We start from the raw sequence: 25581 nt of genomic DNA, 5'->3' as shown, positions 1-25581 counted from the left end.
GCGCCATCCGAATCCGCTCTTTGGTACGAAAGACATACACCTGCCTCCGCGCTAGACGGGATCGTGGTTTGTCAGCCCGCTATCCCGGAAAAGTTGGAGCGCGTCGCCGCGGACCCTACCTGACCCTTCCGGCCACCCTCCCCCTCAAGGGGCCCACTTGGGGGAGGGACATCCGCATCACTCGAACACGATGCTCGGCACTGCAGCCTCGGCCGCGCCGCGCTCTTCATTGACGCGGTCCCAGACCTTGGCGGCGATGTCGCGATAGATTTTCGCCTCAGCGCCATCCGGCTTGGAGACCACCACTGGCGTGCCGGCATCGGAGCTTTCGCGGATGCCCATCTCGAGCGGCACTTCGCCAAGGAAGGTGACGCCGAGACGCTCGGCCTCGCGGCGGGCGCCGCCATGGCCGAAGATGTCGTAGCGTTTTCCCGTATCGGGGGCGAGAAAATAGCTCATGTTTTCGACGATACCCAATAGCGGCACGTCGACCTTTCTGAACATGTTGAGGCCTTTGCGCGCATCGATCAGGGCCAGGTCCTGTGGCGTCGAGACGATGACGGCGCCGGCCAGCGGCACCTGTTGGGCCATGGTCAGCTGGGCATCGCCGGTGCCGGGCGGCATGTCGACGACGAGCACATCAAGCGGTCCCCATTCGACCTCGCGCAGCATCTGCGTCAATGCCGACATCACCATCGGCCCGCGCCAGATCATCGGCGTCTCCTCATCGACGAGGAAGCCCATCGACATGACCTTGAGGCCATAATTCTGCATCGGCTTCAGGATCTTGCCGTCGACGGTCTGAGGCCTGCCACGAATGTTGAGCAGACGCGGCATGGAAGGGCCATAAATGTCGGCATCGAGCACCCCGACCCGCAGCCCGTTGGCGGCAAGCCCAAGGGCGATATTGACGGCGGTGGTCGACTTGCCGACGCCGCCCTTGCCGGAAGCGACGGCGATGATCGCTTCGATGCCGGGTACGCCGCGCTTGCCCTGGCTGTGCGAGGCGGGCGCCTGCGGCGCGGGACGCGCAGGTGCGGCCGGCGGAGCGGGCCTCTGAGCCGGTCTTTGCGGAACCGGCGCCTCCATGCCGCCGCCCTTCTTTTCCGCCGTCAGCGCGACCACGGCGCCGGCAACACCGGGGATCGCCTTGACGACACGTTCGGCCGCCGCACGCAGCGGTTCCATCTCCTGGGCACGGGCAGCGGGAACGGTGATCGAAAAGAACACCTTGGCATCGGCAATGAAAATCTCGGAAACCAGGCCGAGGTCGACGATATTGCCGGTGAAATCCGGCCCATTGACCGTCTTCAGGCGCTCGACAACGATTTCCTTGGTCACGTTTTCATTGGCGGCGGGCATGAGTTTTTCCTCTACTTTTCCGCTCCAGATAATGCAGTTCAGGAACAGAACCAAGCGATGGACCACCAATTGCAGCGGCGTATCGGGGAGGCAGCGAGCATATGACGGCATTTCCAGTGGGAGCAGCCGTCGCCAAATCGTCAACGCAGCCTATTTCATGAGCATGGAATGACAGCCAGGGAAGGAGACGAATCATGCTCGCAAACAGCAACGCGACGGCCAATCTCGCCGTGAAGGACCTGGCCAAGGCCAGGGCATTCTACGAAGGGGTCCTTGGCCTGAAAGAGGTGCACAATGAAGGTGGCGAACTGATCGTCTATAAAAGCGGCGAGACCAGCATCAACGTCTACCGTTCGAACTTCGCTGGGACCAACAAGGCGACGGCTGTGACATGGACGGTCGGCGACGAACTCGGCAAGATCGTTGAGGCATTGACATCGAAGGGCGTGACCTTCGAGCATTACGACATGCCCGGCCTGACGCTGGAGGGTGATGTTCATGTCGGTCAGGGCATGAAGGTCGCATGGTTCAAGGATCCGGACGGCAACATCCTGAACCTTGTGGATAGGTAGATACGGCGCATCGCCTGCCGCGCAGTGCTACGGTGCTGTCACCATGCCAGGCCGACCGCGAGGTAGGTGAGAGCCGCGATCACCGCGGTTGCCGGCAGGGTGACGATCCATGCCACCACGATGTTACCGGCAATGCCCCAGCGAACGGCGGAGACGCGGCGGGCGGCGCCGACGCCGATGATGGCGCCGGTGATCGTGTGCGTGGTCGATACAGGAATACCGAGCCAGGTGGCGGCGAACAGGGTGATCGCTCCGCCGGTCTCGGCGCAGAAACCCTGCATCGGGTTCAGCCGCGTGATCTTCGAGCCCATCGTGTGGACGATGCGCCAGCCGCCGAGCAACGTGCCCAGCGCCAGCGCCGACTGACAGGTGATGACGACCCAAAGCGGCACGTAAAAATTCGCGCCGAGCATGCCTTGCGAATAGAGCAGCACGGCGATGATGCCCATAGTCTTCTGCGCGTCGTTGCCGCCATGGCCGAGCGAATAGAGCGAGGCGGAAAAGAACTGCATGACGCGGAAGGTGCTGTCGACGGCGAACGGCGTCTGCCGCACCAACAGCCAGGAGACCGCGAGGATCAAGACAAGCGCCAGCAGAAAGCCTGCCGCCGGCGATAGCACGATGGCCGCCGTCGTTTTGCCCAACCCGGTCCAGACGATGGCACCGGTGCCTGCCTTGGCAACGCCGGCGCCGACCAAACCGCCGATCAGAGCGTGCGAGCTGCTGGACGGAATTCCGACGAGCCAGGTGACGATATTCCAGACGATGGCGCCGACAAGTGCTGCGAAGACCACTGCCGGCGTGACGATGCTGGCGTCGATGATGCCGGTTCCGAGCGTCTCCGCTACGTGGAGACCGAAGAACATGAAGGCGATGAAATTGAAGAAGGCCGCCCAGAACACCGCATAATGCGGCCGCAGCACCCGGGTGGAGACGATGGTGGCGATAGAGTTGGCGGCATCGTGCAGGCCGTTGAGGAAATCGAAGAACAGCGCGACGACGACAAGGCCGACCAGCACCGGAAAGGCTATCGCGGCTTCCACTATACGTTCTCGATGACGATGCCGCTGATTTCGTTGGCGACGTCCTCGAAGCGGTCGACCACCTTTTCCAGCTGGCCGTAGATCTCGCTGCCGATCAGATAGGCCATAGGATCGCTGCGGCCGTGCCGCTTGAACAGGTCCTTCAGGCCCTGTTCGTGCAGGTCGTCGGCCCGGCCTTCGGCGCGCATGACTTCCTCGGCGATGGCGTTGAGGCGCACCGTATGCGCCCCGACCTTGCCGAGAAGCGGGATCGCCTCGGCCACCAACTTGGCGGCCTCGACGATGACGCCCCCCATTTCCTGCATCAGCGGGTCGAATTCCTTCTTTTCGAACAGCTTTACCGTCTTGACGGTCTTGTGCATCATGTCGATGGCATCATCCATCGACTGGATCAGGTCCTTGATGTCGCCGCGGTCGAAGGGCGTGATGAAGGAGCGGCGCACGGCCAGCAGCACTTCCGCGGTGATCTGATCGGCTTCGTCCTCGAGATCGATGATCGTCTGACACCAGCGGTCGATGTCGTTGCCCTGCAAAAGCTGCTGCAGTGCCTCGGCGCCACCGACCACGGTGCGGGAATGCCGCTCGAACAGGTCGAAGAAGCGATCTTCGCGCGGCAGCAGCTTGCGGAACCAGCCCAGCATGTTCGGTCTCCCGTCGTGTCCAGTCCACGACCCCGTCTCATTCACATAGCGCCGCATTCCATCGCGGGAAACAGTAAGCCGGCTGAAAGATGTGGATGCGGACGATTTACACACGCGGCTTGCGGCCGAAGGCGATTTCCACGACGTTGCGCGCTACAATCGGACACAGCGTCCGTGACAGGCTCCCGACGGCATGATCGATAAGCTGGAATTCTTCATAGCACTTGCCAGGGAAGAACATTTCGGCCGGGCGGCGGAGGTGTGCGGCGTCACCCAACCGACGCTTTCGGCCGGCATCAAGCAGCTGGAAGGCCAGCTCGGCGTGATGCTGGTGCTGCGCGGCTCGCGCTTCCAGGGATTGACGCCGGAAGGCAAGCAGGTGTTGGTGTGGGCGCGCCGCATCGTCGGCGACAGCAGGACCATGCGCGAGGAGATGCGGGCGGCACGCCACGGCCTGTCGGGGCGCATCCGCATCGCCGCGATCCCGACGGCGCTGGCCATGGTGGCGCGATTGACGACGCCGTTTCGGGCAAAGCATCCCGGCGTCACCTTCTCGGTGCTGTCGCGCACCTCGATCGAGGTGCTGTCGCTGCTCGGCAATTTCGACATCGACGCCGGTATCACCTATCTCGACAACGAACCGCTCGGACGCGTCACCAGCGTGCCGCTCTACGACGAGCGCTACCAACTGATCACCGCCGTCGGGAACCCCTATTTCGACCGCGACAAAGTGACATGGGCGGAACTCAGTCAGCTGCCGCTCTGCCTGCTGACGCCCGACATGCAGAACCGCCGCATCATCGACCAGCATCTGGCCGAAGCCGGCGTGCAGGTGCGGCCGACATTGGAATCCAACTCGATGATCGTGCTGTTTTCGCATATCCGCACCGGCAAATGGTCGTCCATCATGCCGCTTAACCTTGCGGAAACGTTCGGCTTTTCCGAGCCGATCCGGGCTATCCCGATCGTCGAGCCGGATGCCAGCCACACCGTCGGGCTGGTGGCGGCACCGCGCGAACCGCACACGCCACTGGTCTCGGCGCTGTTGGACGAGGCAATGGCGCTGGCGGACGATTTCCGCGCCCGCCGCTAGGCTAGACAAGGCTGGTGACCGCGAACGATAGAAAATTTCTATCGAGCAACGGATCGGCTTTATTGATTTAGCGGGTTTCCTCTGATTTCCTAAGCACTTAGCGGAAGACCGCCACGGCCAGGGAGGGCGCTGCATGACGATGCAGCCTGCAAGTACCGAGATCGCATCGCGCACCGCGGCGATCATCCACGAGCTGAAAGGCCTCGAAGGCCCGCTGCTGCCGATCCTGCACGGCATCCAGGAAGAGTTCGGTTATGTGCCGCAGGACGCGCTGCCGGTCATCGCCGAGGCGCTGAACATTTCCAGGGCCGAGGTGCACGGCGTCGTGACCTTCTATCACGATTATCGCAGCCAGCCGGCTGGCCGCCATGTGCTGAAGCTCTGCCAGGCGGAAGCCTGCCAGTCGATGGGCTCGGATGCGATTGCCGCCAAGCTCAAATCATTGCTGGGCATCGGTTTCCACGAGACAACCCGCGACGGTTCGGTGACACTGGAGCCGGTCTATTGCCTCGGCCTTTGCGCCTGCTCGCCGTCGGCAATGCTGGATGACGAGGTGATCGGGCGGCTCGACGACGAAAAGCTCAACGAGATCGTTGCCGAGGTGCGCTCATGATCCCGCGTATCTATATTCCCGGCGATTCCGGCGCGCTGGCGCTCGGTGCGGAAAAGGTCGCCAAGGCGGTTCGTGCGGAATTGGCCGAGCGCGGCATCGAGGCCAAGATCGTGCGCAACGGCTCGCGCGGCGCCTATTTCCTCGAGCCGATGGTCGAAGTGGCAACAGCTAATGGCCGCGTCGCCTATGGGCCGGTGAAGCCCTCCGACGTCAAAAGCCTGTTCGACTGCGGCTTCCTCACCGGCGGCCACCACAAGCGCTGGCTGGGCGCACCGGACAAGATCCCGTTCCTTGCCAGGCAGACGCGGCTGACCTTTGCGCGCTGCGGCGTCACCGATCCGCTGTCGCTCGATCACTACAAGGCGCATGGCGGGCTGAAGGGCCTGCAGAATGCAGTGGCGATGACGCCGGCCGAGGTCGTCAAGCAGGTGACCGAGTCCGGGCTGCGCGGTCGCGGCGGCGCCGGCTTCCCGACCGGCATCAAATGGAAAACTGTGCTCGATACGTCGGCCGACCGCAAATACATCGTCTGCAATGCCGATGAAGGCGATTCCGGCACGTTCGCCGACCGCATGATCATGGAAGGCGACCCCTTCGTGCTGATCGAAGGCATGGCGATCGCCGGCATCGCCACCGGCGCGACCAAGGGCTTTATCTATATCCGCTCCGAATATCCGCACGCGGTGGCGGTGATGCAGAAGGCCGTCGAGATCGCCCGCAAGGCCGGCGTGCTCGGCGTCAATGTGCTCGGCTCGGCCAATTCATTCGACATGGAAGTGCGCGTCGGCGCCGGCGCCTATGTTTGCGGCGAGGAAACCGCCCTGCTCGACAGCCTCGAAGGCAAGCGCGGACAGGTGCGGGCCAAGCCGCCGCTGCCGGCGCACAAGGGCCTGTTCGGCAAGCCGACAGTGATCAACAACGTCATCTCGCTGGCCTCGGTGCCGGTGATCATGGACAAGGGCGCTGCCTTCTACAAGGATTTCGGCATGGGCCGTTCGCGCGGCACCATCCCGATCCAGATTGCCGGCAACGTCAAGTATCCCGGTCTCTACGAGGCCGCGTTCGGCATGACGCTGGGTGAGATCGTCGACGATATCGGCGGCGGCACGGCGACCGGGCGTCCGGTCAAGGCGGTACAGGTCGGCGGTCCGCTCGGCGCCTATTTCCCGCGCGCCCTGTTCGACACGCCGTTCGACTACGAAGCGTTTGCGGCCAAGGACGGGCTGATCGGCCATGCCGGCATCGTCGTTTTCGACGACAGCGCCGACATGCTGAAGCAGGCACGCTTCGCCATGGAATTCTGCGCCATCGAGAGCTGCGGCAAGTGCACGCCGTGCCGCATCGGCTCGACGCGCGGTGTCGAGGTGCTGGACCGGCTCTCCCAGAACGTCGAACCGGAAAAGCAGATCGCGCTGGTCACCGACCTTTGCAACACGATGAAGTTCGGCTCGCTTTGCGCTCTCGGCGGCTTCACCCCATATCCAGTGATGAGTGCACTCAACCATTTCCCGGACGACTTTCGGCCGACGCCGGTCGCCGAAGCAGCGGAATAGGAGCGGACAGGTATGAACGCGGCATTCGACATCAAATCGCTGGTCCAGGAAATCGACTACGGCACACCCGCCTCTGAAGCAGAACAAAAGGTAACGCTGACGGTCGACGGCAAGTCGGTGACGGTGCCGGCGGGGACCTCGATCATGCGCGCTTCGATGGAAGCGGGCGTCGAAATCCCGAAACTCTGCGCCACCGACATGCTGGACTCGTTCGGCTCCTGCCGGGTCTGCCTCGTCGAGATCGACGGGCGCGGCGGCACGCCGGCCTCGTGTACGACGCCGGTCGGCGAAGGCATGGTCGTGCATACGCAGAGCGACCGGCTAGACGCCATTCGCCGCGGCGTGATGGAACTCTACCTCTCCGACCATCCTGCGGCGTGGGGCGAGAAGGCCGGCACTGGCGCCAGCGAGTTCGACAAGGTCGTCAGGACGGTCGGCCTGACCGAGAACCGCTATGGCGTGGACGGCCGCAACCACGTCAAGCAGGAAAACGGCGTGGCGCCCGGCCATGGCTCGCTGACCATCGATTACATCGCCCGCGATGAATCGAACCCGTATTTCACCTACGATCCGACGCAGTGCATCGTCTGCTCGCGCTGCGTGCGCGCCTGTGAGGAGGTGCAGGGCACGTTCGCGCTGACCATCGAGGGCCGCGGCTTCGAATCCAGGGTCTCGGCCGGCATGCACGAGGCGTTCGTCGATTCCGAATGCGTGTCGTGCGGGGCCTGCGTGCAGGCCTGCCCGACCGATGCGCTGAGGGAAAAGACCGTGCTGGCGAAGGGCCTGCCCGAGCGCTCGACCGTCACCACCTGCGCCTATTGCGGCGTCGGCTGTTCGTTCAAGGCCGAGGTCAAGGGCGACGAGGTCATCCGCATGATGCCCTACAAGGCAGGCAAGGCCAACCACGGCCACTCCTGCGTCAAGGGCCGCTTCGCCTATGGCTACGCGACGCACAAGGACCGTATCCTGAAACCAATGATCCGCGAGAAGGTCAGCGATCCGTGGCGCGAAGTGTCGTGGGAAGAGGCGCTCACCCATACGGCGAATGAATTCCGCCGCATCCAGTACCAGTACGGCCGCACCTCGATCGGCGGCATCACCTCCTCGCGCTGCACCAACGAGGAGACCTACCTCGTCCAGAAGCTTGTCCGGCAGGGCTTCCGCAACAACAATGTCGATACCTGCGCCCGTGTCTGCCATTCGCCGACCGGCTATGGTCTCGGCCAGACCTTCGGCACCTCCGCCGGCACGCAGGACTTCGATTCGATCGAGCAGACGGACGTGATCCTGCTGATCGGCGCCAATCCGACCGATGCGCATCCGGTGTTCGCCTCGCGCATGAAGAAGCGCATGCGCGAGGGCGCCAAGCTGATCGTGCTCGATCCGCGCCGCACCGACATCGTGCGCTCGGCCCACGTCGAGGCGCAGTTCCATCTGCCGCTGAAGCCGGGCACCAACGTCGCCATGCTGACCGCACTTGCCCATGTCATCGTCACCGAGGGCCTGTTCGACGAGGCCTTCATCCGCGAGCGCTGCGACTGGGACGAGTTCCAGGACTGGGCATCGTTCGTGGCGCTGCCGGAAAATAGCCCGGAAGTGGTCGGCCAGCTTGCAAATGTCGATCCCGACGACATACGCGGCGCGGCGCGGCTCTACGCCCGCGGCGGTAACGGCGCGATCTATTACGGCCTCGGCGTGACCGAGCACAGCCAGGGCTCGACCACTGTCATCGCCATTGCCAACCTCGCCATGGCGACCGGCAATATCGGCCGGCCGGGCGTCGGCGTGAACCCGCTGCGCGGCCAGAACAATGTGCAGGGCTCCTGCGACATGGGCTCGTTCCCGCACGAGCTTCCCGGCTATCGCCACATTTCAGGCGACGCGGTGCGCGCCATCTATGAGAGCCTGTGGGGCGTCAAGCTCGACGACGAGCCCGGCCTGCGCATCCCCAATATGCTGGATGCGGCCGTCGACGGCTCGTTCAAGGGGCTCTATGTGCAGGGCGAGGACATCCTGCAGTCGGACCCCGACACCAAGCATGTCGCCGCCGGTCTCGCCGCGATGGAATGCGTCGTCGTGCACGACCTCTTCCTCAACGAGACGGCCAACTACGCGCATGTGTTCCTGCCCGGCTCGACGTTCCTCGAGAAGGACGGCACCTTCACCAATGCCGAGCGCCGCATCAACATGGTGCGCAAGGTGATGGAGCCGAAATGCGGCTATGCCGACTGGGAAACGACGCAGGAGCTCGCCAAGGCGCTCGGCCTCGGCTGGAACTACACGCATCCGTCCCAGATCATGGACGAGATCGCCAAGACAACACCAAGTTTCGCCGGCGTTTCCTTCGACCTTCTCGACCGGGTGGGCTCGGTGCAGTGGCCCTGCAACGAGAAGTCGCCGGAAGGCACGCCGATCATGCATATCGGCGGCTTCGTGCGCGGCAAGGGCAAGTTCATCCGCACCGAATACGTCGCGACCGACGAAAGGACCGGACCGCGCTTCCCGCTGCTGCTGACCACCGGCCGCATCCTGTCGCAATACAATGTCGGCGCGCAGACCCGGCGCACCGACAATGTGGTCTGGCATAGCGAGGACCGGCTGGAGATCCATCCGCACGATGCCGAAAATCGCGGCCTGCGCGACGGCGACTGGGTGCGGCTGACCAGCCGCTCCGGCGAGACGACGCTGCGCGCGCTGATCACCGAGCGGGTGTCGCCGGGCGTCGTCTATACGACCTTCCACCATCCCGACACCCAGGCTAACGTCATCACCACCGACTTCTCCGACTGGGCGACCAACTGCCCGGAATACAAGGTGACCGCGGTGCAGGTGGGTGCATCCAACGGCCCGTCGGAATGGCAGCGCGACTATGACGAGCAGGCAAAGCAAAGCCGCCGCATCGCCCCGCTGCAAGCAGCGGAGTAGCGGTTTTGGTTTCGTGCCGGAGTACCCCCCTCTGGCCTGCCGGCCATCTCCCCCTCAGGGGGGGAGATTGGATGTCATCTCGACTTTCGCCAATCACCAAAGTCGAAAGGTGCGCCGCGACGCCTGAACTGCCGATCTCCCCCCTTGAGGGGGAGATGCCAAATGATGACAAAGAGGGCAGGCCAGAGGGGGGTGCCGCGTGATGCCCAAACGTCGTGCTGTCACACAGATCAGCCGCCTCGCGCGCCGCGCCGGCGGCACTGCGGCCGCCAACCGCATGGTGCCGGAAGAGACGCCGGTGGCGTTCTCCTTTGCCGGCACCACGCATGCGGTGATGATGGCAAGCCCGGCTGATTTCGAGGATTTCGCGCTCGGCTTCTCGCTGACCGAAGGCATCATTGCCTCGCCGGACGAAATCGAAGCGATCGAGGTCGAGGATCACGGCGCCGGCATCGATATCCAGATCCGGCTGAAGGACCAGGCCAACACCCGCTTCGAAGCGCGGCGGCGCAGGCTGGCTGGGCCGGTCGGCTGCGGGCTGTGCGGCATCGAATCGATCGAGGAGGCGATGCGCTCGGTAAACCCGGTCGGTGCGTCGCAACTTACACTTCAGGCCAATGACATCGTCCGCTCGGTCAAGCTTTTGTCGAAGCTGCAGCCGCTGCACGCCGAGACCGGTGCCGTCCACGCCGCCGGTTTTTACCTCCCCGGCAAGGGCATCGTCATGGCGCGTGAGGATGTCGGCCGCCACAACGCGCTGGACAAGCTGGCTGGCGCGCTGGCCAAAGCCGGTATCGACGGCAGGTCGGGGGCCGTCGTCGTCACGTCGCGCGTTTCGGTCGAGATGGTGCAGAAGACCGCGGCGATCGGCTCGGCCGTCATCATTGCCGTCTCGGCGCCGACCGCACTTGCCATCCGCACCGCGGACGATGCCGGCATGACGCTGGTGGCGCTGGTGCGCGGCGACGATTTCGATATTTTTACCCATCCTGACCGAGTGGTTTCCGGAGTTGCCAAGCATGTCGCATGACGAGGGCCACCTCATGAGCACCAGCGAAAAGCTGGTTCGCATGGCCAACCAGATCGCCGCCTTTTTCCACTCAAAGCCGCGCGAGCAAGGCATTGCCGGCGTCGCCGAGCACATCAACAAGTTCTGGGAGCCGAGGATGCGCCGGCAATTGTTCGAGATGCTGGACAGCGGCGGCGAAGGGTTCAACGAGCTTGTCGTCGCGGCCGCGCCACACATCAAGCGGCCTGGCGCGCCGGAGGGCGCAGGTTTCAGCGCTGGCGGAGCGAACACCGAGACGACCGCCGCGTCACAGAAGTAGGCGCCGCGGGCCCACATTCACGCTCTCTAAAGTTTCATCTGCCGCAAGCTGCGCGCCTCTGCTATGATCGGCGACAAGAATTCGTCGGGTCGGGCGGACAAACCTCGTGAGGCCGATCGAAACTCGATACGCGCTCAGTGGCGACGTGCGGATCGCCTATCAGGTGGTCGGCCAGGGATCGCTCGATCTCGTCTTCGTGCCGGGTTTCATTTCCAATCTCGACCTGCACTGGGAAGACGAGGGCTACACCCGGCTGTTGAAGCGGCTTTCCGCGTTCTCACGGCTGATCCTGTTCGACAAGCGCGGCACCGGTCTGTCCGATCGCGTCGATGCCCACCATCTGCCCAGCCTCGAAACCCGCATGGACGATGTGCGCGCGGTGATGGATGCGACCGGCAGCGGCCGCGCCGCCTTGCTCGGCGCTTCGGAAGGCGCGCCGATGGCAATGCTGTTCGCCGCCACCTACCCGGAGCGGACGCGGGCGCTGGCGCTTTATGGCGGCTATTCGCATTTCCACAAATGGGTGATGCCGCCGGAACGCCTGGAGGCGTTCATCGCGACGGCGGAGACCGCATGGGGCACCGGCGCCACCCTGCCGCATTTCGCACCCGGCCGCGTCGACGATCCGCGTTTCGCCACATGGTGGGCGCGCTTCGAGCGGCTGTCGGCGAGCCCGACCGCGGCAATCGCCCTGGCCCGCATGAATGCAGCTATCGACGTGCGCGGCGTGCTGGCGGCGATCAGCGCACCGACGCTGCTGGTCCATCGCCGCAACGATGCGCGCGTCGACCCGGAGGCCAGCCGCTTCCTGGCAAGGAAGATCCCGAATTCGCGGCTGGTCGAGGTGCCCGGGCGCGATCACCCGATCTGGACCGGCGATGTCGACCGGGTGGCCGATCTGATCGAGGAGTTCCTGACCGGAGCGCGCGCCGTTGCCGAGGCCGAGCGCGTGCTGGCTGCACTGCTGGTCACCCGGATCTACGACACGGCGCGGCTTGGCGACCGCATGTGGAGCGAGCGCAGCCAGCGTTTTCAGGAAACATGGCGGCTGCTGGTCGGGCGCCATGGCGGCCGCCCGGCCGGCACGAATGGCGAGCTGATGATGGCGCGCTTCGACGGCCCGGCGCGGGCCGTACGCTGTGCGGCGGCGCTGCGCGATGCGGCGCAGGAGATCGGCGTCGCCAGCGCGCAGGGCGTGCATGTCGGCGAGGTCGAGTTGCGTGGGCCGCCGACGGGGTTGACGGCGCGCGTGACGATGCAGCTTGCCGCGCATGCCGGGCGCGGCGACATCCTCGCTTCGCGGCTGGTCGCCGACCTCGCCGCCGGTTCAGGCCTTCATTTCAATGACGCCGGGCGCATCGCGCTTGACGAGCTGGATGAGCCGCTGGCGCTGGTGCAGGCGACCTCGGAACAGCATCTGGAGCCGGCCTGCCGGCCGAAGGCCAAGGCTGCCGAGCCGGCCGCACTGACGGCACGCGAAAGCGAGGTGGTGAACCTCATCGCCGATGGCAAGAGCAATGCCGCGATCGCCGCCGAACTCGGGCTGAGCGAACACACCGTCAAGCGCCACGTAGCCAATATTCTGCTCAAGCTGGACCTGCCGTCGCGGGCGGCGGCGGCGGCGTTCTCGGCCCGGCACGCTGGCCCGCACGGGCCATAGGAGCCATGGCGCTTTCGGGCGAAGCGGCCGGGCATGCGTAAGCGCTATCACTTCGTCCCATGCAGGCCAGGCGGATGTCGCCGGGAAAGGCGCTGCGAAGGGAGGAATAAAATGCTGAAGTCGACACTCAAATCACTGGTGCTGGCGGCAGGCGTTGGCGCGCTGTTGGCGATCGTTCCTGCCAAGGCCGAAGACGCCTCGGCGACGGCTGCCTACAAGGACATCCAGGCAACGCTCGGCTCGGTACCGGACATGTTCAAGACGCTGCCGGACGTCGCCGTTGCCGGCGCCTGGGCCGAGATCAAGGGCGTGCAGCTCAACCCAAACACCGCGCTCGACGGCAAGACCAAGGAATTGATGGGCCTCGCCGTCGCCTCGCAGATCCCCTGCCAGTACTGCATCTATTTCCACACGCAGGCGGCCAAGCTCAATGGCGCCAGCGACGAGGAGATCAAGGAGGCGGTGGCGATGGCGGCGATCGTGCGCCACTGGTCGACGATGCTCAACGGCAGCCAGGTCGATCTCGCCACTTTCAAGAAGCAGTCCGACGAGGTGTTCGCGGCCGTCAAGGCGAAGTCGCAGTGAAGAAGCCACTGCCCGGCGGCGAGCGCCGGGCAGTGCCTGATCAAGCAACCACCCGATCCGAGAAGACGGGCCTATGGAGGAAAAATTGCCGACCAAGACACAGACGATAGACGGCGCTGCGATCAAGAAGGCGATTGAGGGCCGTGATGGAAAATTGCTGGCGAGCTTCTATGCCGACGACGCATTGGTGCGGGTGATCGACCGCAACAACCCGCCGAGCAAGCCGCGCGAAATCCGCGGGCGCGCTGCGATCACCACGTTCTGGGACGACATCTGCAGCCGGGCGATGACCCACAAGGTCGACACCACCATCGCCGACGGCAACAATCTCGCCTTCACCCAGGCCTGCGCCTATCCGGACGGGACCAAGGTGTTCTGCGCGGCGATGCTGGAGCTGAAGAACGGCCTGATCGTGCGGCAGACCGTCGTGCAGGCATGGGACGAGTGAGGCGGCGGCGATGTTCAGTGCCAGGTGGCAGATCGACGCCAAGTTCGGCCACAAGCAGACCGTGCTCGAACTATTAAAGAATGAGAACGCGAGATCGGCTCGCAGGTCGGCCTCGACGACCTCAAGTTCCAGATCATGACCGAATCGAACGGCGCGCGGGAAGCGACGGTCGGGTCACATCACCAGGTCGAAAGCCTCGCCCAATTGGAGGCGTTCTTCGCCAGGATCGCCAAGATCGACGCGCACGCCAAATGGGGCAAGGAGATGGAGCCCTATGTCGTGTCGGGCACCAGCCTGTGGAACATCTACCGCATCGTGGAATAGCAGTCCGGCTTACTCCCTTCTCCCCGTCACTTACGGGGAGAAGGTGGCGGCAGCCGGATGAGGGGCAGCGCGACGTCTATAATTACGGAGAGCGCAAACCTCTATTCGCTCTCGCCGTCCAGCGCGGGCACCGACACGCCGGCAAGCTCCGCCGCCAGCAGCCGCGACGCACCGGCGCGTGCGATCCTCAGCATCAGCGCCTTGCGCGTTGCCGCCGCCATGCGGTGCTCGGGCGCATCGCGCAAAATCTCGGCGCCGTAACCGTCGGAGAGAATGAAGCCGCACTCCTGCGGAAAAATTTCCTGGGGTACGCCGGGATGGGTGGCGAAGAAGAACCGGTCGGAATGCAGCCGGTAGTCCGGCCATTTGCGGTCGACCCTGAAATCCTCGATCGAGGATTTGATCTCGATGATCCAGATGTCGCCCTGGCGGGTCAGCGCAACCAGGTCGGCCCGCCGGCCGGTGGCCAGCGACAGTTCGGGCAAGACATGCGCGCCCATCTGCCTGAGCAGCCGCTGCACGCCGCGCCTGACCAGCATGGCGCGCTCCGACTGGCGGCCGTCGATGAGCGGATTGAGGGGTAGAGGTGAGATGATCGGCATTACCGCACCATGCCAGATTTTGTTCACGGTTTGAACCCGGTCGCGGCGATTATCTGGCTGACAAACCTAATCTGCAAAATACTGTGGAGCGGGCGCTACAAGGCCCGCCCTTCCACAAGGCGGGCCGCTCGCGTTATGAATGCGTTTCCTACTGGTGAGGGGAGCTATGTTTTCGCGAGGCGTCGCGGTTGATCTAATATTCACCGCTGCAGGCCCGATAGTGGTCGCAGCATAATCAAAAAGGTGGCGAAGCATGGTTACTGAGAATGCAAGTTTGACGGTCGAGCAGACTAGGCTCAATAGGATGCTCACGCGGGGCGTCGTATTTTCCGTCATTTGGCTCGCCGGTTTCGGGTCTTCTTATGCACTCTACCAGGGGCTTCTGGCGCGACGGATGATAAAAATGAATCCCGTGCTTCGGGGAAATGGCCGCGCCTGGTGGTGCATCATTGTGGGAGGGCTTGGGGCCGCAGCCTTATGTGCGATAGTTGGCGCCGGCATTTTCAATGCCATGACACAACCCTAGGTCACGCTGCAACACCGCCTGCCGATCTGGTGTTGGGTCATATTGATTTGTAGGTCCCGTCAATGAGTGCTTCCGGCGTCATCCTCCCATCATTGGCCGTCATTTCCCGCCCGCAAGTTTAAAGCTTGCTGATTCATATCAGAATGCTCCTGTCCCGTCGCCGGGCCGCACCAGATATGGCAACTCAGATTTGCCATTGTCATCGACCCGGCCCTCAGCTAATCGGCATCATCCCTTCCAGGGCAATAATTCTCGTCTTTGCGCAGCGTTCGCGGATGGCTTTGAGGCGGCTGTATTCTGGAGAGTCGTACCATGCCAGGAGGGACGCCATGTCCGGGAATTCGACAATGACGAGGCGATGAGGTTCCCAATCGCCCTCCAGAACTTTGGTGGCTCCGCCGCGAGCGATGTACCTCCCCCCATAGCGGGCTTCGGTTGCCGGCACATCCCGGCGGTATTCCTCGAAAACGGCGGCGTCGGTTATGTCTACATCAGCAATGAGATATGCGGCCATTGACCTTACTCCCTGAAAAAAACATTGAAACAGGTCTATTAGCGGCCCCGCAACTAAGCCAGCGGTACTACGCCTCGGAAACGACTCGCGTTCTCCCGGATTGGGGCGCTTAACTGTCTTGGTGGGGGCAGCTCTGGGAGAGACGAACCATGCCGATGTATCTCACGCGATTCAGCTACAGGCCCGAAACCTGGGCGCGCTTGATGGATAATCCCGAGGATAGACGCGAGGCTGCCCGTTCCTACATCGAGTCGGTCGGCGGAAAGCTGCACGGGTTCTGGTATGCCTTCGGAGAGTACGATGGCTGGAACCTATGGGAGGCGCCGGACAACGTGTCGATGGCATCCGTCATGCTCGCCATCGGTGCGGGAGGCGCGCTCAGCTCTTACGAGACCACCGTGCTGCTAAGTGTCGAAGAGACGATGGAAGCCCTTGGGAAAGCCAAGTCGATCCGGTATCGCCCACCGGGATCGTGACCGCCGCCCGCGCTTTGCGGAGTGTCGAAGGCTGGTAACGCTTGCTCGCGAACTGCGCACGTTCCTAAACTTTTGCGCAAAAGAGTCCACTGCGGCTCTTGGCAGCGCCGGCAGCTTGCGCTTTCAATGTCGGCTACGGTGTTTTACGAGGAGCATTAGATGACGGAAGATGACGACCGGAAATCAGCGACGCCGGAGGAAATCCGCCCGGCCATCAGAGGATGGGCGGTGCTTGGGGCAATTATCGTTGCCGTGTTTGGTGCGGCCTACGTCATGATCGATAGTTGAATGGCCGACGGTCCTGGTCGCCCCGATGGACTGCCTGAAACGATCGGCACGGTCCTGGGTGCATTGGTGGTGATCGGCACGTTCGGGCTTCTGGCTTGGACCGTGCTTCGCGGCGTCCTTTATTAAACCCGGCCCGTCTGGACTTTCTCCTGCAGCGGCCGCGTCTCAGTCCGATCTCCTCGCAGCAACGGATGGTCTTGGCCGCAGGCCAGAGCGCCGGGCAGCGTCACCGACATTCATGGGTGATTTCTTCGTCTCCTGGTTCTTGTTCTTGGCCCATTGATTTTGCAACATAATCCTGCGGGGGCTGTTGCCGAAATGCCATAGTCGCAGGTTTACCAGCACACAAGTCCAAGGATATAGGCATCGCCCGCTTGGCAAGCAAAGCAAATGCCAGCATGAATGAAGATGAAAAAAGCGGCCGACTCGAGCCGCTGTTGTTTGGGCAGGCATCGGACCTTTTCATGCGCATGAAGTCACTTGCAATCGTCGCGGCCCTGGCGCTGTCGACGGCTGTCGCCGGTTGCAGCACCATCGGCTCGCAGATCTTCACCAACAACTACGGCGCGGTGACCGACGCCGGCTATCACCTGCCGCGCGTTCCGATCGAAAAGGTGCCGTTCAAATACCGCCGGCAGATCGTCGACTACGACACCAAGGAAAAGCCGGGCACCATTATCGTCGATACGCAGAACAAGTTCCTCTATTTCGTCATGGGCGACGGCGAAGCGATGCGCTACGGCATCGGCGTCGGCCGTGAGGGTTTCGAATGGCACGGCACCGCCCATATCGCGCTGAAGCGCGAATGGCCGACCTGGACACCGCCTTCGCAGATGATCAAGCGCCAGCCGGAGTTGGCCAAGTTTGCCGGTGGCATGGACCCGGGGTTGAAGAACCCGCTCGGCGCGCGCGCCATGTACCTGTTCAACAAGGGCGGCGACATGGGTTATCGCCTGCATGGCAGCCCGGAATGGAATTCGATCGGCAAGGCGATGTCGTCGGGCTGCATCCGGCTGATGAACCAGGACATTATCGACCTCTACGACCGCACCTCGGTCGGCGCCAAGGTCATCGTGATATAAGACCCTTATACGCGGACCGTCTAGGCAACAACACAGACGTCGCAAACAGAAAACCGGGCACTTTGGCCCGGTTTTTTGTTGTCTATCGATGTTGACGATGGAACGGTGCGTCAGGAGACCTGTTCGACGTGCTGCACTTCCGGCACAAAGTGCCGGAGCAGGTTCTGGATGCCGTGCTTCAGCGTCGCGGTCGACGACGGGCAGCCGGCGCAGGCGCCCTTCATGTGCAGGAACACGGTGCCGTTCTCGAAGCCGCGGAAGGTGATGTCGCCGCCGTCCTGGGCCACCGCCGGGCGCACCCGCGTGTCGAGCAGCTCCTTGATGGTGACGACCAACTCCTCGTCGGCCTTGTCGTAGAATTCGCCGGTCTGGCTGGTCTCGGCGGCGGGGCCGGCCTTGGCCATCACCGGGGCGCCGGACATGAAATGCTCCATGATGGCGCCGAGGATAGCCGGCTTCAGATGCTGCCAGTCGGGGCCGTCCTTGGTCACGGTGATGAAATCATAGCCGAAGAAGACGCCGGTGACGCCGGGGATTTCGAACAGCCGGCCGGCGAGCGGCGAAGCCGTCGCGGCGCTATCGGCATCGCGGAAATCGGCGGTGCCTTCTTGCAGCACTTCCTTGCCGGGCAGGAATTTCAGCGTCGCCGGGTTTGGCGTCGACTCGGTCTGGATGAACATGGCCGTCTCCGTGCCCGTTTCGGGCAGCTAGTTTGGAATAATTCTAATTAGGCTTTATCCGCCCGACATTCAAGCGAAAGGCATCGTCGGCGGAAGCGGCAGGCGGAATGTTTTACCCCTGCCTTGAGCGAGGCGCGCTCAGGCGAGGCTGTCGATCTCTTCGTCCGACAGGTTCTGCGGCACCACCGTGACCGGAATCGGAAAGGCGGCGCCCTTGCCGGCGACCGCGCCGACCAGCGGCCCAGGCCCTTCCTTGCCGGCGCCTGCCGCCAGCACCAGGATGGCGATGTCCTGGTCTTCCTCGATCAGCTTGTGGATCTCTTCGGTCGGCTTGCCTTCGCGCACCACCAGTTCCGGCTCGATGCCGAGCTTCTGGCGCACCTTGTTGGCGTAGCTGTCGAGTGCCGCACGCGCCGTGGCGGTCGCCTCCTCGCGCATGATCTTCTCGACGCCCAGCCAGTGCTGGAAATCATCCGGCTCGATGACATAGAGCAGCACCAGTACGCCGCCCGTGCTTTGCGCCCGCTTCGAGGCGTAGGCGACGGCGCGCTCGCATTCTGGCGTATCGTCGATGATCGCCAGGAACTTGCGACGATGACCGGCTTCGCGGCTGAGGCGTTTGGAGACCATATTCACCCTGTTCGATGGTTTCGGTTCGCAATCTGCCACCGCCACAGCCCGCCCGCAAGCGACCGGCGGCTGTGGCGACAGGGCGCCGCTCTAAGGTCAGCCTTGCAGCAGGCCGATAATGTCGCGCACGGTCTTCATCGTCGCTTCGGCCAATGTGCCGGCACGCTCGCCGCCATCCCGCAGCACCGCGTCGACATAGGCGCGGTCAGCGGAGATGCGGCGCATCTCGCCGGCGATCGGCGCCAGCTTTTCCACGGCAAGATCGGCCAGCGCCGGCTTGAACACCGAAAACTGGTGGCCGCCGAACTCTTTCAGCACGGCCTCTTTCGAGATTTCGGCGAGGCCGGCATAGATGCCGACGAGGTTTTCCGCTTCCGGCCGACCGGCAAGCCCGTCCAGTTCGCCGGGCAAAGCCTCCGGGTCGGTCTTGGCCTTGCGGATCTTCTTCGAGATGGCATCGGCATCATCGGTCAGATTGATGCGCGACAGGTCCGACGGGTCGGACTTCGACATCTTCTTCGAACCATCGCGCAGCGACATGATGCGCGCCGCCGGGCCGCCGATGACCGGCTCGGTCAGTGGGAAATAGCCGTTCACCGTCTCTTCGCCGACCTGCATCTCGACGCCGACACCAAGCGCCGCGATGCGGTCTGAAAAGTCGTTGTTGAATTTCTGCGCAATGTCGCGGGTCAGCTCCAGATGCTGCTTCTGGTCGTCGCCGACCGGCACGTGGGTGGCGCGGTAGACAAGGATGTCGGCGGCCATCAGGGAGGGATAGGCAAGCAGGCCGAGCGAGGCGTTCTCGCGGTCCTTGCCGGCCTTGTCCTTGAACTGCGTCATGCGGTTCATCCAACCGATGCGCGCCACGCAGTTGAAGATCCAGGCAAGCTCGGCGTGCTGCATCACCCGCGACTGGTTGAAGACGATGTGCTTGGTCGGGTCGATGCCGGAGGCGAGAAACGCCGCGGTGATCGAACGCGTCTGGTCCTGAAGGTCCTCATAGACGAGCTGCGCGGTCAGCGAATGCAGGTCGACGACGCAATAGATGCAGTCGGAAGTGTCCTGCAGGGCGACGAATTTCTTGATGGCGCCGAGATAATTGCCGAGATGCAGATTGCCGGTTGGCTGGACGCCGGAAAACACGAGCGGCTTGAAGGCGGGCTGGTTGAGGTCGGTCATAGTGTTTCCCTGGCTTGTGGAGGGCCGTTTCGCGCGCGGCGAAAGTCTTGCGACGGCGCGCTTATGGACGAGAGCGAGGAGGCGATCAAGAGGGGTATTGACTGGGCGCGCAGGCTTTGGCGTCGGCCGAGCAAGACGCCGCAGGAGGCTGTTTGAAGGGGATGACGCCGACCAGAAACAAAAACCCGCCTTGCGGCGGGTCTTCGGCGCCAATGAGCACCCATACCGAAGTTACTAGCATAGCTGCCGGCACAAAGCAAGAACAAAATAGCTCGCCTCGGCAATCGCTTCGATTTGGCTTAGGGCCACATTGACGGACTGATGTAGATAGCTACATAATATTTGCTACACAGCGGAAGCAAAACAATGACGATCAACATCAACAACAAGGAAGCGGACAGCCTGACGCGGGCTTTTGCCAGGCTTGAAGGTGTCGGGATCACCGAGGCAATCGTGATCGCCATGCGCGAAGCTCTGGAGCGCCGACGCAATCGCGAGACGCCGCTGGAGACGGCGGCACGGCTCCGGGCCGAGTTCGGTATTGAGCTGAGCGAGCAGGCGCGCAAGCCGCTGCCGCGCTCGGTCTACGACGAATTGTCCGGCGAAGACTGATGTTCATCGATGCTGCCGCTATCGTTGCCATACTGAGCAACGAGACCGAAGCCCCGCGCTGCGCGCAGGCGGTCATGAAAGCGTCGGCTCCGTTCACGTCGGCGATCGCGGTTTGGGAAGCCGCGATGGCGCTTTCGCGATCGGAAAAGCTGGCCGTACCGGTCGCCACAAGCTTCAAGATAGTCAGCCGTTTTCTCGAAGAGCGTGGAATCACCTTGCGGGAGCTTCCGCCTTCCTCTGACGCAGCATCTCTGTCAGTCGAGGCTGCGTCGCGGTTTCGCAACAACGCTGGCCGCCTCAACATGGCCGACTGTTTCCACTACGCCTGTGCGCGCTACTACGCCGTTCCGATGCTTTCGACGGCGGACGAATTCCGCTTCACGGATCTGGAGACTGTTGCTTGACCGGCTGGGAGCCCTTGCGCCCGATATTGCGGCGGATCATGCCGAAATCGGCGCCGCCGGTGGCGAAGGCGGTGACGAAGTAAAGCAGCGCCCCGCCGGCGACGAGCGCAAGCAGGGTTACCGCCTTGATCACCAGCGGCGAGCCGGAGCCGAGACTTGCGGCGAACCAGTGCTCGGCAAAATAGAGCGCCGCGGCCATCACCGCCGCCGACAGCACCAGCCGCGGGATGCGTTTCATGAGCGGCACGTCGCGGCCCCAATGGCCGCGCCGGATCAGCACGGCGAGCAGCATCGCCGCATTGACCCAGCCTGCGACAGCGGAGGCAACGGCAATGCCGGGCGCGCCCATGGTCGGAAACAGCGTCAGCGCCGTCGTAATGTTAACCGCCACCGAGATGGCGGCGAAAATCATTGGCGTGCGCGTGTCCTCGCGGGCGAAATAGCCTGGGGTGAACGCCTTGATCAGCACGAAGGCCGGCAGGCCGAGGCCGAAGATCGCCAGGATTGCCGCGACCGTCGGCGTCGAATTGTTGGCGGCAAAGGCGCCGCGCTCATAGACCAGCCGCACGATCGGCTCGGACATAACCAGCAGCGCGGCCGCCGCCGGCAAGGTCATGAAAAGGGTAAACTCGACCGAGCGGTTCTGCAGATTGGCGGCCTCGACCAGATTGCCTGATTTCAGTGCCCGCGACAGTTCCGGCAAAAGCACGATGGCGACGGCGACGCCGACGACGCCCAGCGGCAGCTGGTAGACGCGGTCGGCATAGGCCAGCGACGACACCGCGCTGTCCTGCGCCGATGCGATCGCCGTGCCGATCAGCTGGTTGATCTGGGTGATGCCGCCGGTGATCGCCGCCGGCAGCGCCAGGATCAGCAGCCGCTTGACGTTCGGCGTCATCTTCGGCCGCCGGAAGCCGATCGAAATGCCGGCATGGCGCACCGCCGCCCAGACGATCGCCAGCTGCACCAGGCCGGCCGCCAGCACGCCCCAGGCCAGGCCGAAACCAACGGTGCCGGCGTCCGAACCCTTGTACCAGGCATAGGCAAGCACGGCGATAAGGATGACGTTGAGGAACACCGGCGCCACCGCAGCGGCGAAATAGCGGCGCAGCGAATTCAGCATCCCGGCCATCATGGCGCCGAGCGACATGCAGATCAGGTAGGGGAACATGACGGTCGCCAGCGCCACCGTCGTCTCGAATTTTCCCGGCGTGTCGGCAAAGCCCGGCGCCACCAGGTAGCGCACGATCAGCGGCATCGCCAGTTCCATGGCGATGGTCAGCGCCAGAAGCGCCGTGAACAAGACGCCGAACACCTCTTCGGAAAAGCGCTTGGCGCCGTCGGTGCCGTGTGTCTCGATCTCCTTGGCGAACAGCGGCACGAAGGCGGCATTGAAGGCGCCTTCGGCGAACAGCCGGCGAAAGGTGTTGGGAAACTGGAAGGCGGCGTTGAAGGCGTCGGCGATCGGCCCGGTGCCGAGTGCGGCAGCCATCAGCATCTCGCGGCCGAAACCGAGGGCGCGGCTCATCAGCGTGCCGGAAGCGACCGTGGCGAATTTCTTGACAAGGCTCATGCGCTTGAAGACTGCCTGTGCGATTGGGGCAAATGGAAGGTAACAGTCACTCGGCGGCCGTTTTGGTCTTGCCGCGCTCGGACGCCGTGCCCTCGAGCACCGCGATCAGCCTGTTGCGGATGGTCGCCGTACGCGACGGGCTGTCGATCTTCTGGCCGGTGAGATCGGTGACGTAGAACGTGTCGATGACTTTTTCGCCGAAGGTGGTGATGTGGGCCGAGGCGATGTCGAGCGACAGGTCCGACAACATGCCGGTGATCTCCGACAGAAGGCCCGGCCTGTCCAGCCCCTCGACCTCGATCACCGAGAAACGGTTCGACAGCGTGTTGCGGATCTCGGCGCGTGGCGGAATACGGAAAACCTTGGCGCCGCGCCGCGGCTTGGTCCGCTTCTCGATCATTTCGGGCAGCCAGCTCTTGCCCGACAGCACGTCCTCGATCAGCCGGCCGACGCGCTCGGCACGGCGGCGCTCGTCCTCGTCGAGGTCGAACTCCCTCGAGATCAGGATGGTGTCGAGCGCCCGACCATCCGAGGTGGTGAAGATCTGCGCGTCTACGATGTTGCCGCCGGCCGCGGCACAGGCGCCGGCAATCACCGAGAGCAGGCGCGGATGGTCCTGCGCCAGCACCGTGATCTCGGTCACCGCCTCGAACTGGTGGGTTTTCACCATGGTGGCGAGCTTCTTGCCGGCGTGATCGGCCTCGCGGATGAATTCGGCATGGCGGAGCTGGTCGGGAAGATCGACCGCCAGCAGATAGTTCTCGTAGTGCTGGCCGACATAACGCTTGCGGGCCTTTTCCGGCCAGTCGGCAAGCGCCTCGGCCAGTTGTTCGCGCGCCGCCGCCGTCCGTTTGGCGCGCGACACCTCCGAAAACCCGCCGGTCAACAAAAGCTCGGTCTCGTAATAGAGCGTACGCAGCAGCTGGCCCTTCCAGCCGTTCCAGACCCCAGGCCCGACGCCGCGGATATCGCAGACGGTAAGCACAAGCAGCATCTTCAGCCGTTCGACCGACTGCACGATGGCGGCAAAATCCTCGATCGTCTTGCGGTCGTTGAGATCGCGGGTCTGCGCCGTCATCGACATGACGAGGTGGTTCTCGACCAGCCAGGCGACCGTTTCGGTGTCGGCCGGCGAGAGCCCCATATGCGGGCAGATGCGCCGGGCGATCCTGGCGCCGGCTTGCGAATGGTCCTCCGGCCTGCCCTTGGCGATGTCGTGCAGCAGCACGGCGACATAGAGCGCCTCGCGGCTCTTCTTCAGCCCCGGCATCAGCGAGTGGGCGAGTGGATGGATCTTTTCCCCGTCGCCGCGCTCGATCTCGGCCAGCACCCCGATGCAGCGGATGAGGTGCTCGTCCACCGTGTAGTGGTGGTACATCGAGAACTGCATCATGGCGACGATCTTGCCGAAATCCGGGATCAGCTTTGCCAGCAGTCCGGCCTCGTTCATGCGCCGCAGATTGAGCTCGGCATTGCGGTCCGAGGTCAAGATATCGAGGAACAGCCGGTTGGCCTCCTCGTCGCGCCTGAGCGCCTTGCCGACGAGGCCGAGCGAACGGGTCAAAAGCTTCAGCGCATCGGGGTGGAATTCCAGGCCATGCTTGTCGGCAAACCAGAACAGCCTGAGCAGGTTAACCGGATCGCGCTCGAACACCTCGTCGTCGGCAATGTTGATGCGGTGGTTGTCGACGATGAAATCGGCCGTGCCGGCGAGCTTGCGCTTGCGCCGCGAGAAGGTGAGGAAGATGCGGTTGAAGCCCGGCACATGCTTGGCTTGCTCCTCCTCGAGCGCGGCGCAGAAAATGCGGGTTAGGTCGCCGACATCCTTGGCGACGAGGAAGTAGTGCTTCATGAAGCGTTCGACCGCCGACAGGCCGGGATGGGTGGTGTAGCCCAGCCGCTCGGCAATGTCGCGCTGGATGTCGAAATGCAGCCGCTCCTCGGCCTTGCCGGTGAGGAAATGCATGTGGCAGCGCACCGCCCATAGGAAATCCTCGGCCTTCTGGAATTCCCTGTATTCGGCGTCGGTGAAGACGCCCTTGTCGACCAGTTCCTCGCCGGTGCGCACGCGGTAGAAATATTTGGCGATCCAGAACAGCGTCTGCAGGTCGCGCAGGCCGCCCTTGCCGTCCTTGACGTTGGGTTCGACCAGGTAACGGCTCTCGCCGGCCTTGGCGTGGCGCTCGTCGCGTTCGGCGAGCTTGGCCTGGACATATTCGGGGCCGGTGGTGCGCACCACCTCGTGGTCGAAGCGCTGCAAAAGCTCGTCGTAGAGTTTTTGCTCGCCCCACAGGAAGCGCGCCTCCAGGATCGAGGTGCGGATGGTGATGTCGGTGCGCGACAGCCTGAGGCACTCGTCGATGTTGCGGGTGGCGTGGCCGACCTTCAGCCCCAGGTCCCACAGCATGTAGAGCATGTATTCGACGATCTGCTCGCCCCATGGCGTCTGCTTGTAGGGCAGCAGGAACAGCAGGTCGATGTCAGACCCGGGCGCCAGCGTGCCACGGCCATAGCCGCCGACGGCCACGACCGCCATGCGCTCGGCCGATGACGGGTTTTTGACGCGATAGACATGGGTGGCGGCGAAGTCGTAGAGCGCGCGGATGATCTCATCCATCAGATGCGACAGCCGGGCGGCGCAGGCGGTACCGCTGCCATCGTCCATCAGCATGCGTTCGGCGACCGTGCGGCCGTCGGCGAGCCGGCTTTTGAGAAGCTTGAGAACGCCGCTGCGCGCGGCCTTGCCGGAGCCGTCGCCTGCCGTCGCCTCGGTCAGTTCGGTCATCTCGCGGCGCAAGGCTTCGCCGTCGATCAGTTCCTCGAGCTTCAGGGATATTCTTGCCATAAATGCCGTTCGGCCTCGCCGTT

The 25581-nt window shown here is 63.6% G+C and carries 27 protein-coding genes; 17 read left to right on the top strand and 10 right to left on the bottom strand.

The window, feature by feature from the left end; all coding sequences use genetic code 11:
• Positions 1 to 177 precede the first annotated feature (177 nt).
• On the bottom strand, positions 178 to 1362 hold the full coding sequence (locus tag NKI25_RS04660) for an Mrp/NBP35 family ATP-binding protein (RefSeq protein ID WP_352826832.1): 1185 nt from the start codon (positions 1360 to 1362) through the stop codon (positions 178 to 180).
• A gap of 194 nt (positions 1363 to 1556) precedes the next feature.
• On the opposite strand from NKI25_RS04660, the gene NKI25_RS04655 reads away from it, so the two are divergent.
• The gene (locus tag NKI25_RS04655; protein ID WP_352826831.1) at positions 1557 to 1934 is read left to right on the top strand and encodes a VOC family protein; all 378 of its coding nucleotides are present in this window, start codon (positions 1557 to 1559) and stop codon (positions 1932 to 1934) included.
• A 38-nt stretch (positions 1935 to 1972) separates the two neighbouring features.
• Here the strand turns inward: NKI25_RS04655 and NKI25_RS04650 are convergent, their stop codons facing one another.
• Together NKI25_RS04650 and NKI25_RS04645 are read right to left on the bottom strand one after the other, a co-directional pair.
• Positions 1973 to 2977 (bottom strand): inorganic phosphate transporter, encoded by a 1005-nt coding sequence (locus NKI25_RS04650; protein WP_352826829.1) that lies wholly within the window; start codon positions 2975 to 2977, stop codon positions 1973 to 1975.
• Entirely contained in the window at positions 2977 to 3618 is a 642-nt protein-coding gene (locus NKI25_RS04645; RefSeq protein ID WP_023676807.1) for a DUF47 domain-containing protein, read from the bottom strand. The genes NKI25_RS04650 and NKI25_RS04645 overlap by 1 nt, the downstream gene beginning before the upstream one ends.
• A gap of 193 nt (positions 3619 to 3811) precedes the next feature.
• Between NKI25_RS04645 and NKI25_RS04640 the strand changes: the two genes are divergently transcribed.
• The 10 genes from NKI25_RS04640 to NKI25_RS04595 all read left to right on the top strand — a co-directional run bounded on the left by NKI25_RS04640 (position 3812) and on the right by NKI25_RS04595 (position 14147).
• On the top strand, positions 3812 to 4711 hold the full coding sequence (locus NKI25_RS04640) for a LysR family transcriptional regulator (RefSeq protein WP_023717897.1): 900 nt from the start codon (positions 3812 to 3814) through the stop codon (positions 4709 to 4711).
• 133 nt (positions 4712 to 4844) lie between these two features.
• Positions 4845 to 5324: a formate dehydrogenase subunit gamma gene (locus tag NKI25_RS04635; protein ID WP_023676805.1), complete on the top strand. Its 480-nt coding sequence runs from the start codon at positions 4845 to 4847 to the stop codon at positions 5322 to 5324.
• Positions 5321 to 6877 carry a formate dehydrogenase beta subunit gene (locus NKI25_RS04630; protein ID WP_023676804.1) on the top strand — a complete coding sequence of 519 codons (1557 nt, stop codon included), beginning with the start codon at positions 5321 to 5323 and terminating at the stop codon, positions 6875 to 6877. Before NKI25_RS04635 ends, NKI25_RS04630 begins: the two co-directional genes overlap by 4 nt.
• A 12-nt stretch (positions 6878 to 6889) precedes the next feature.
• Positions 6890 to 9802, top strand: coding sequence for a formate dehydrogenase subunit alpha (gene fdhF, locus NKI25_RS04625; RefSeq protein WP_352998213.1), 2913 nt, complete (start codon positions 6890 to 6892; stop codon positions 9800 to 9802).
• A gap of 202 nt (positions 9803 to 10004) precedes the next feature.
• Complete coding sequence (gene fdhD, locus NKI25_RS04620; RefSeq protein ID WP_502897325.1) at positions 10005 to 10832, top strand: formate dehydrogenase accessory sulfurtransferase FdhD; 828 nt, start codon at positions 10005 to 10007, stop codon at positions 10830 to 10832.
• Complete coding sequence (locus NKI25_RS04615) at positions 10822 to 11130, top strand: formate dehydrogenase subunit delta (RefSeq protein WP_352570237.1); 309 nt, start codon at positions 10822 to 10824, stop codon at positions 11128 to 11130. The genes fdhD and NKI25_RS04615 overlap by 11 nt, the downstream gene beginning before the upstream one ends.
• A gap of 106 nt (positions 11131 to 11236) precedes the next feature.
• The gene (locus NKI25_RS04610; protein ID WP_352635844.1) at positions 11237 to 12790 is read left to right on the top strand and encodes an alpha/beta fold hydrolase; all 1554 of its coding nucleotides are present in this window, start codon (positions 11237 to 11239) and stop codon (positions 12788 to 12790) included.
• 111 nt (positions 12791 to 12901) lie between these two features.
• A complete protein-coding gene (locus NKI25_RS04605) occupies positions 12902 to 13375 on the top strand; it encodes a carboxymuconolactone decarboxylase family protein (protein ID WP_352448517.1) in 474 nt (157 codons plus the stop codon).
• Positions 13376 to 13460: 85 nt separating this feature from the next.
• Positions 13461 to 13823: a nuclear transport factor 2 family protein gene (locus NKI25_RS04600; protein WP_023676394.1), complete on the top strand. Its 363-nt coding sequence runs from the start codon at positions 13461 to 13463 to the stop codon at positions 13821 to 13823.
• A 135-nt stretch (positions 13824 to 13958) separates the two neighbouring features.
• Positions 13959 to 14147: a hypothetical protein gene (locus NKI25_RS04595; RefSeq protein WP_352570235.1), complete on the top strand. Its 189-nt coding sequence runs from the start codon at positions 13959 to 13961 to the stop codon at positions 14145 to 14147.
• A 101-nt stretch (positions 14148 to 14248) separates the two neighbouring features.
• Here the strand turns inward: NKI25_RS04595 and NKI25_RS04590 are convergent, their stop codons facing one another.
• Together NKI25_RS04590 and NKI25_RS04585 are read right to left on the bottom strand one after the other, a co-directional pair.
• Positions 14249 to 14749: an MmcB family DNA repair protein gene (locus NKI25_RS04590; RefSeq protein ID WP_023676393.1), complete on the bottom strand. Its 501-nt coding sequence runs from the start codon at positions 14747 to 14749 to the stop codon at positions 14249 to 14251.
• A gap of 740 nt (positions 14750 to 15489) precedes the next feature.
• Positions 15490 to 15789, bottom strand: coding sequence for a DUF1330 domain-containing protein (locus NKI25_RS04585; RefSeq protein WP_352570234.1), 300 nt, complete (start codon positions 15787 to 15789; stop codon positions 15490 to 15492).
• A gap of 149 nt (positions 15790 to 15938) precedes the next feature.
• Between NKI25_RS04585 and NKI25_RS04580 the strand changes: the two genes are divergently transcribed.
• The 4 genes from NKI25_RS04580 to NKI25_RS04565 all read left to right on the top strand — a co-directional run bounded on the left by NKI25_RS04580 (position 15939) and on the right by NKI25_RS04565 (position 17635).
• Positions 15939 to 16265, top strand: a complete 327-nt coding sequence (locus tag NKI25_RS04580) for a GYD domain-containing protein (protein WP_352476054.1) — start codon at positions 15939 to 15941, stop codon at positions 16263 to 16265.
• 159 nt (positions 16266 to 16424) lie between these two features.
• A complete protein-coding gene (locus NKI25_RS04575; protein WP_023676389.1) occupies positions 16425 to 16553 on the top strand; it encodes a hypothetical protein in 129 nt (42 codons plus the stop codon).
• Positions 16554 to 16679, top strand: a complete 126-nt coding sequence (locus tag NKI25_RS04570; protein WP_023676388.1) for a hypothetical protein — start codon at positions 16554 to 16556, stop codon at positions 16677 to 16679. It begins immediately after the preceding gene.
• Positions 16680 to 17017: 338 nt separating this feature from the next.
• Positions 17018 to 17635, top strand: a complete 618-nt coding sequence (locus NKI25_RS04565; protein ID WP_352591300.1) for a L,D-transpeptidase — start codon at positions 17018 to 17020, stop codon at positions 17633 to 17635.
• Positions 17636 to 17745: 110 nt separating this feature from the next.
• Here NKI25_RS04565 and NKI25_RS04560 read toward each other — a convergent pair whose 3' ends face one another.
• The 3 genes from NKI25_RS04560 to trpS all read right to left on the bottom strand — a co-directional run bounded on the left by NKI25_RS04560 (position 17746) and on the right by trpS (position 20124).
• On the bottom strand, positions 17746 to 18315 hold the full coding sequence (locus NKI25_RS04560) for a NifU family protein (protein ID WP_023676386.1): 570 nt from the start codon (positions 18313 to 18315) through the stop codon (positions 17746 to 17748).
• Between the two features lie 138 nt (positions 18316 to 18453).
• Complete coding sequence (locus NKI25_RS04555) at positions 18454 to 18945, bottom strand: universal stress protein (RefSeq protein ID WP_023717912.1); 492 nt, start codon at positions 18943 to 18945, stop codon at positions 18454 to 18456.
• 96 nt (positions 18946 to 19041) lie between these two features.
• Positions 19042 to 20124: a tryptophan--tRNA ligase gene (gene trpS, locus NKI25_RS04550; protein WP_352690993.1), complete on the bottom strand. Its 1083-nt coding sequence runs from the start codon at positions 20122 to 20124 to the stop codon at positions 19042 to 19044.
• Between the two features lie 366 nt (positions 20125 to 20490).
• Between trpS and NKI25_RS04545 the strand changes: the two genes are divergently transcribed.
• Both NKI25_RS04545 and NKI25_RS04540 read left to right on the top strand, forming a co-directional pair.
• A complete protein-coding gene (locus NKI25_RS04545; RefSeq protein WP_023676383.1) occupies positions 20491 to 20736 on the top strand; it encodes a type II toxin-antitoxin system VapB family antitoxin in 246 nt (81 codons plus the stop codon).
• On the top strand, positions 20736 to 21140 hold the full coding sequence (locus NKI25_RS04540) for a type II toxin-antitoxin system VapC family toxin (protein ID WP_352614480.1): 405 nt from the start codon (positions 20736 to 20738) through the stop codon (positions 21138 to 21140). Before NKI25_RS04545 ends, NKI25_RS04540 begins: the two co-directional genes overlap by 1 nt.
• On the opposite strand, the gene murJ is transcribed toward NKI25_RS04540, so the two are convergent.
• Both murJ and NKI25_RS04530 read right to left on the bottom strand, forming a co-directional pair.
• Positions 21115 to 22713 (bottom strand): murein biosynthesis integral membrane protein MurJ, encoded by a 1599-nt coding sequence (gene murJ / locus NKI25_RS04535; RefSeq protein ID WP_352755992.1) that lies wholly within the window; start codon positions 22711 to 22713, stop codon positions 21115 to 21117. The two genes, NKI25_RS04540 and murJ, sit on opposite strands and share 26 nt — an antisense overlap.
• Positions 22714 to 22759: 46 nt before the next feature.
• Complete coding sequence (locus NKI25_RS04530) at positions 22760 to 25558, bottom strand: [protein-PII] uridylyltransferase (RefSeq protein ID WP_352591208.1); 2799 nt, start codon at positions 25556 to 25558, stop codon at positions 22760 to 22762.
• Positions 25559 to 25581: the final 23 nt, after the last annotated feature.

It is taken from the genome of Mesorhizobium sp. M0808 (assembly GCF_040320025.1).
Classification (GTDB): Bacteria; Pseudomonadota; Alphaproteobacteria; order Rhizobiales; family Rhizobiaceae; genus Mesorhizobium.
Note: the sequence above shows the minus strand (reverse complement) of the source record. Positions and strands in the feature narration are given on the sequence as shown.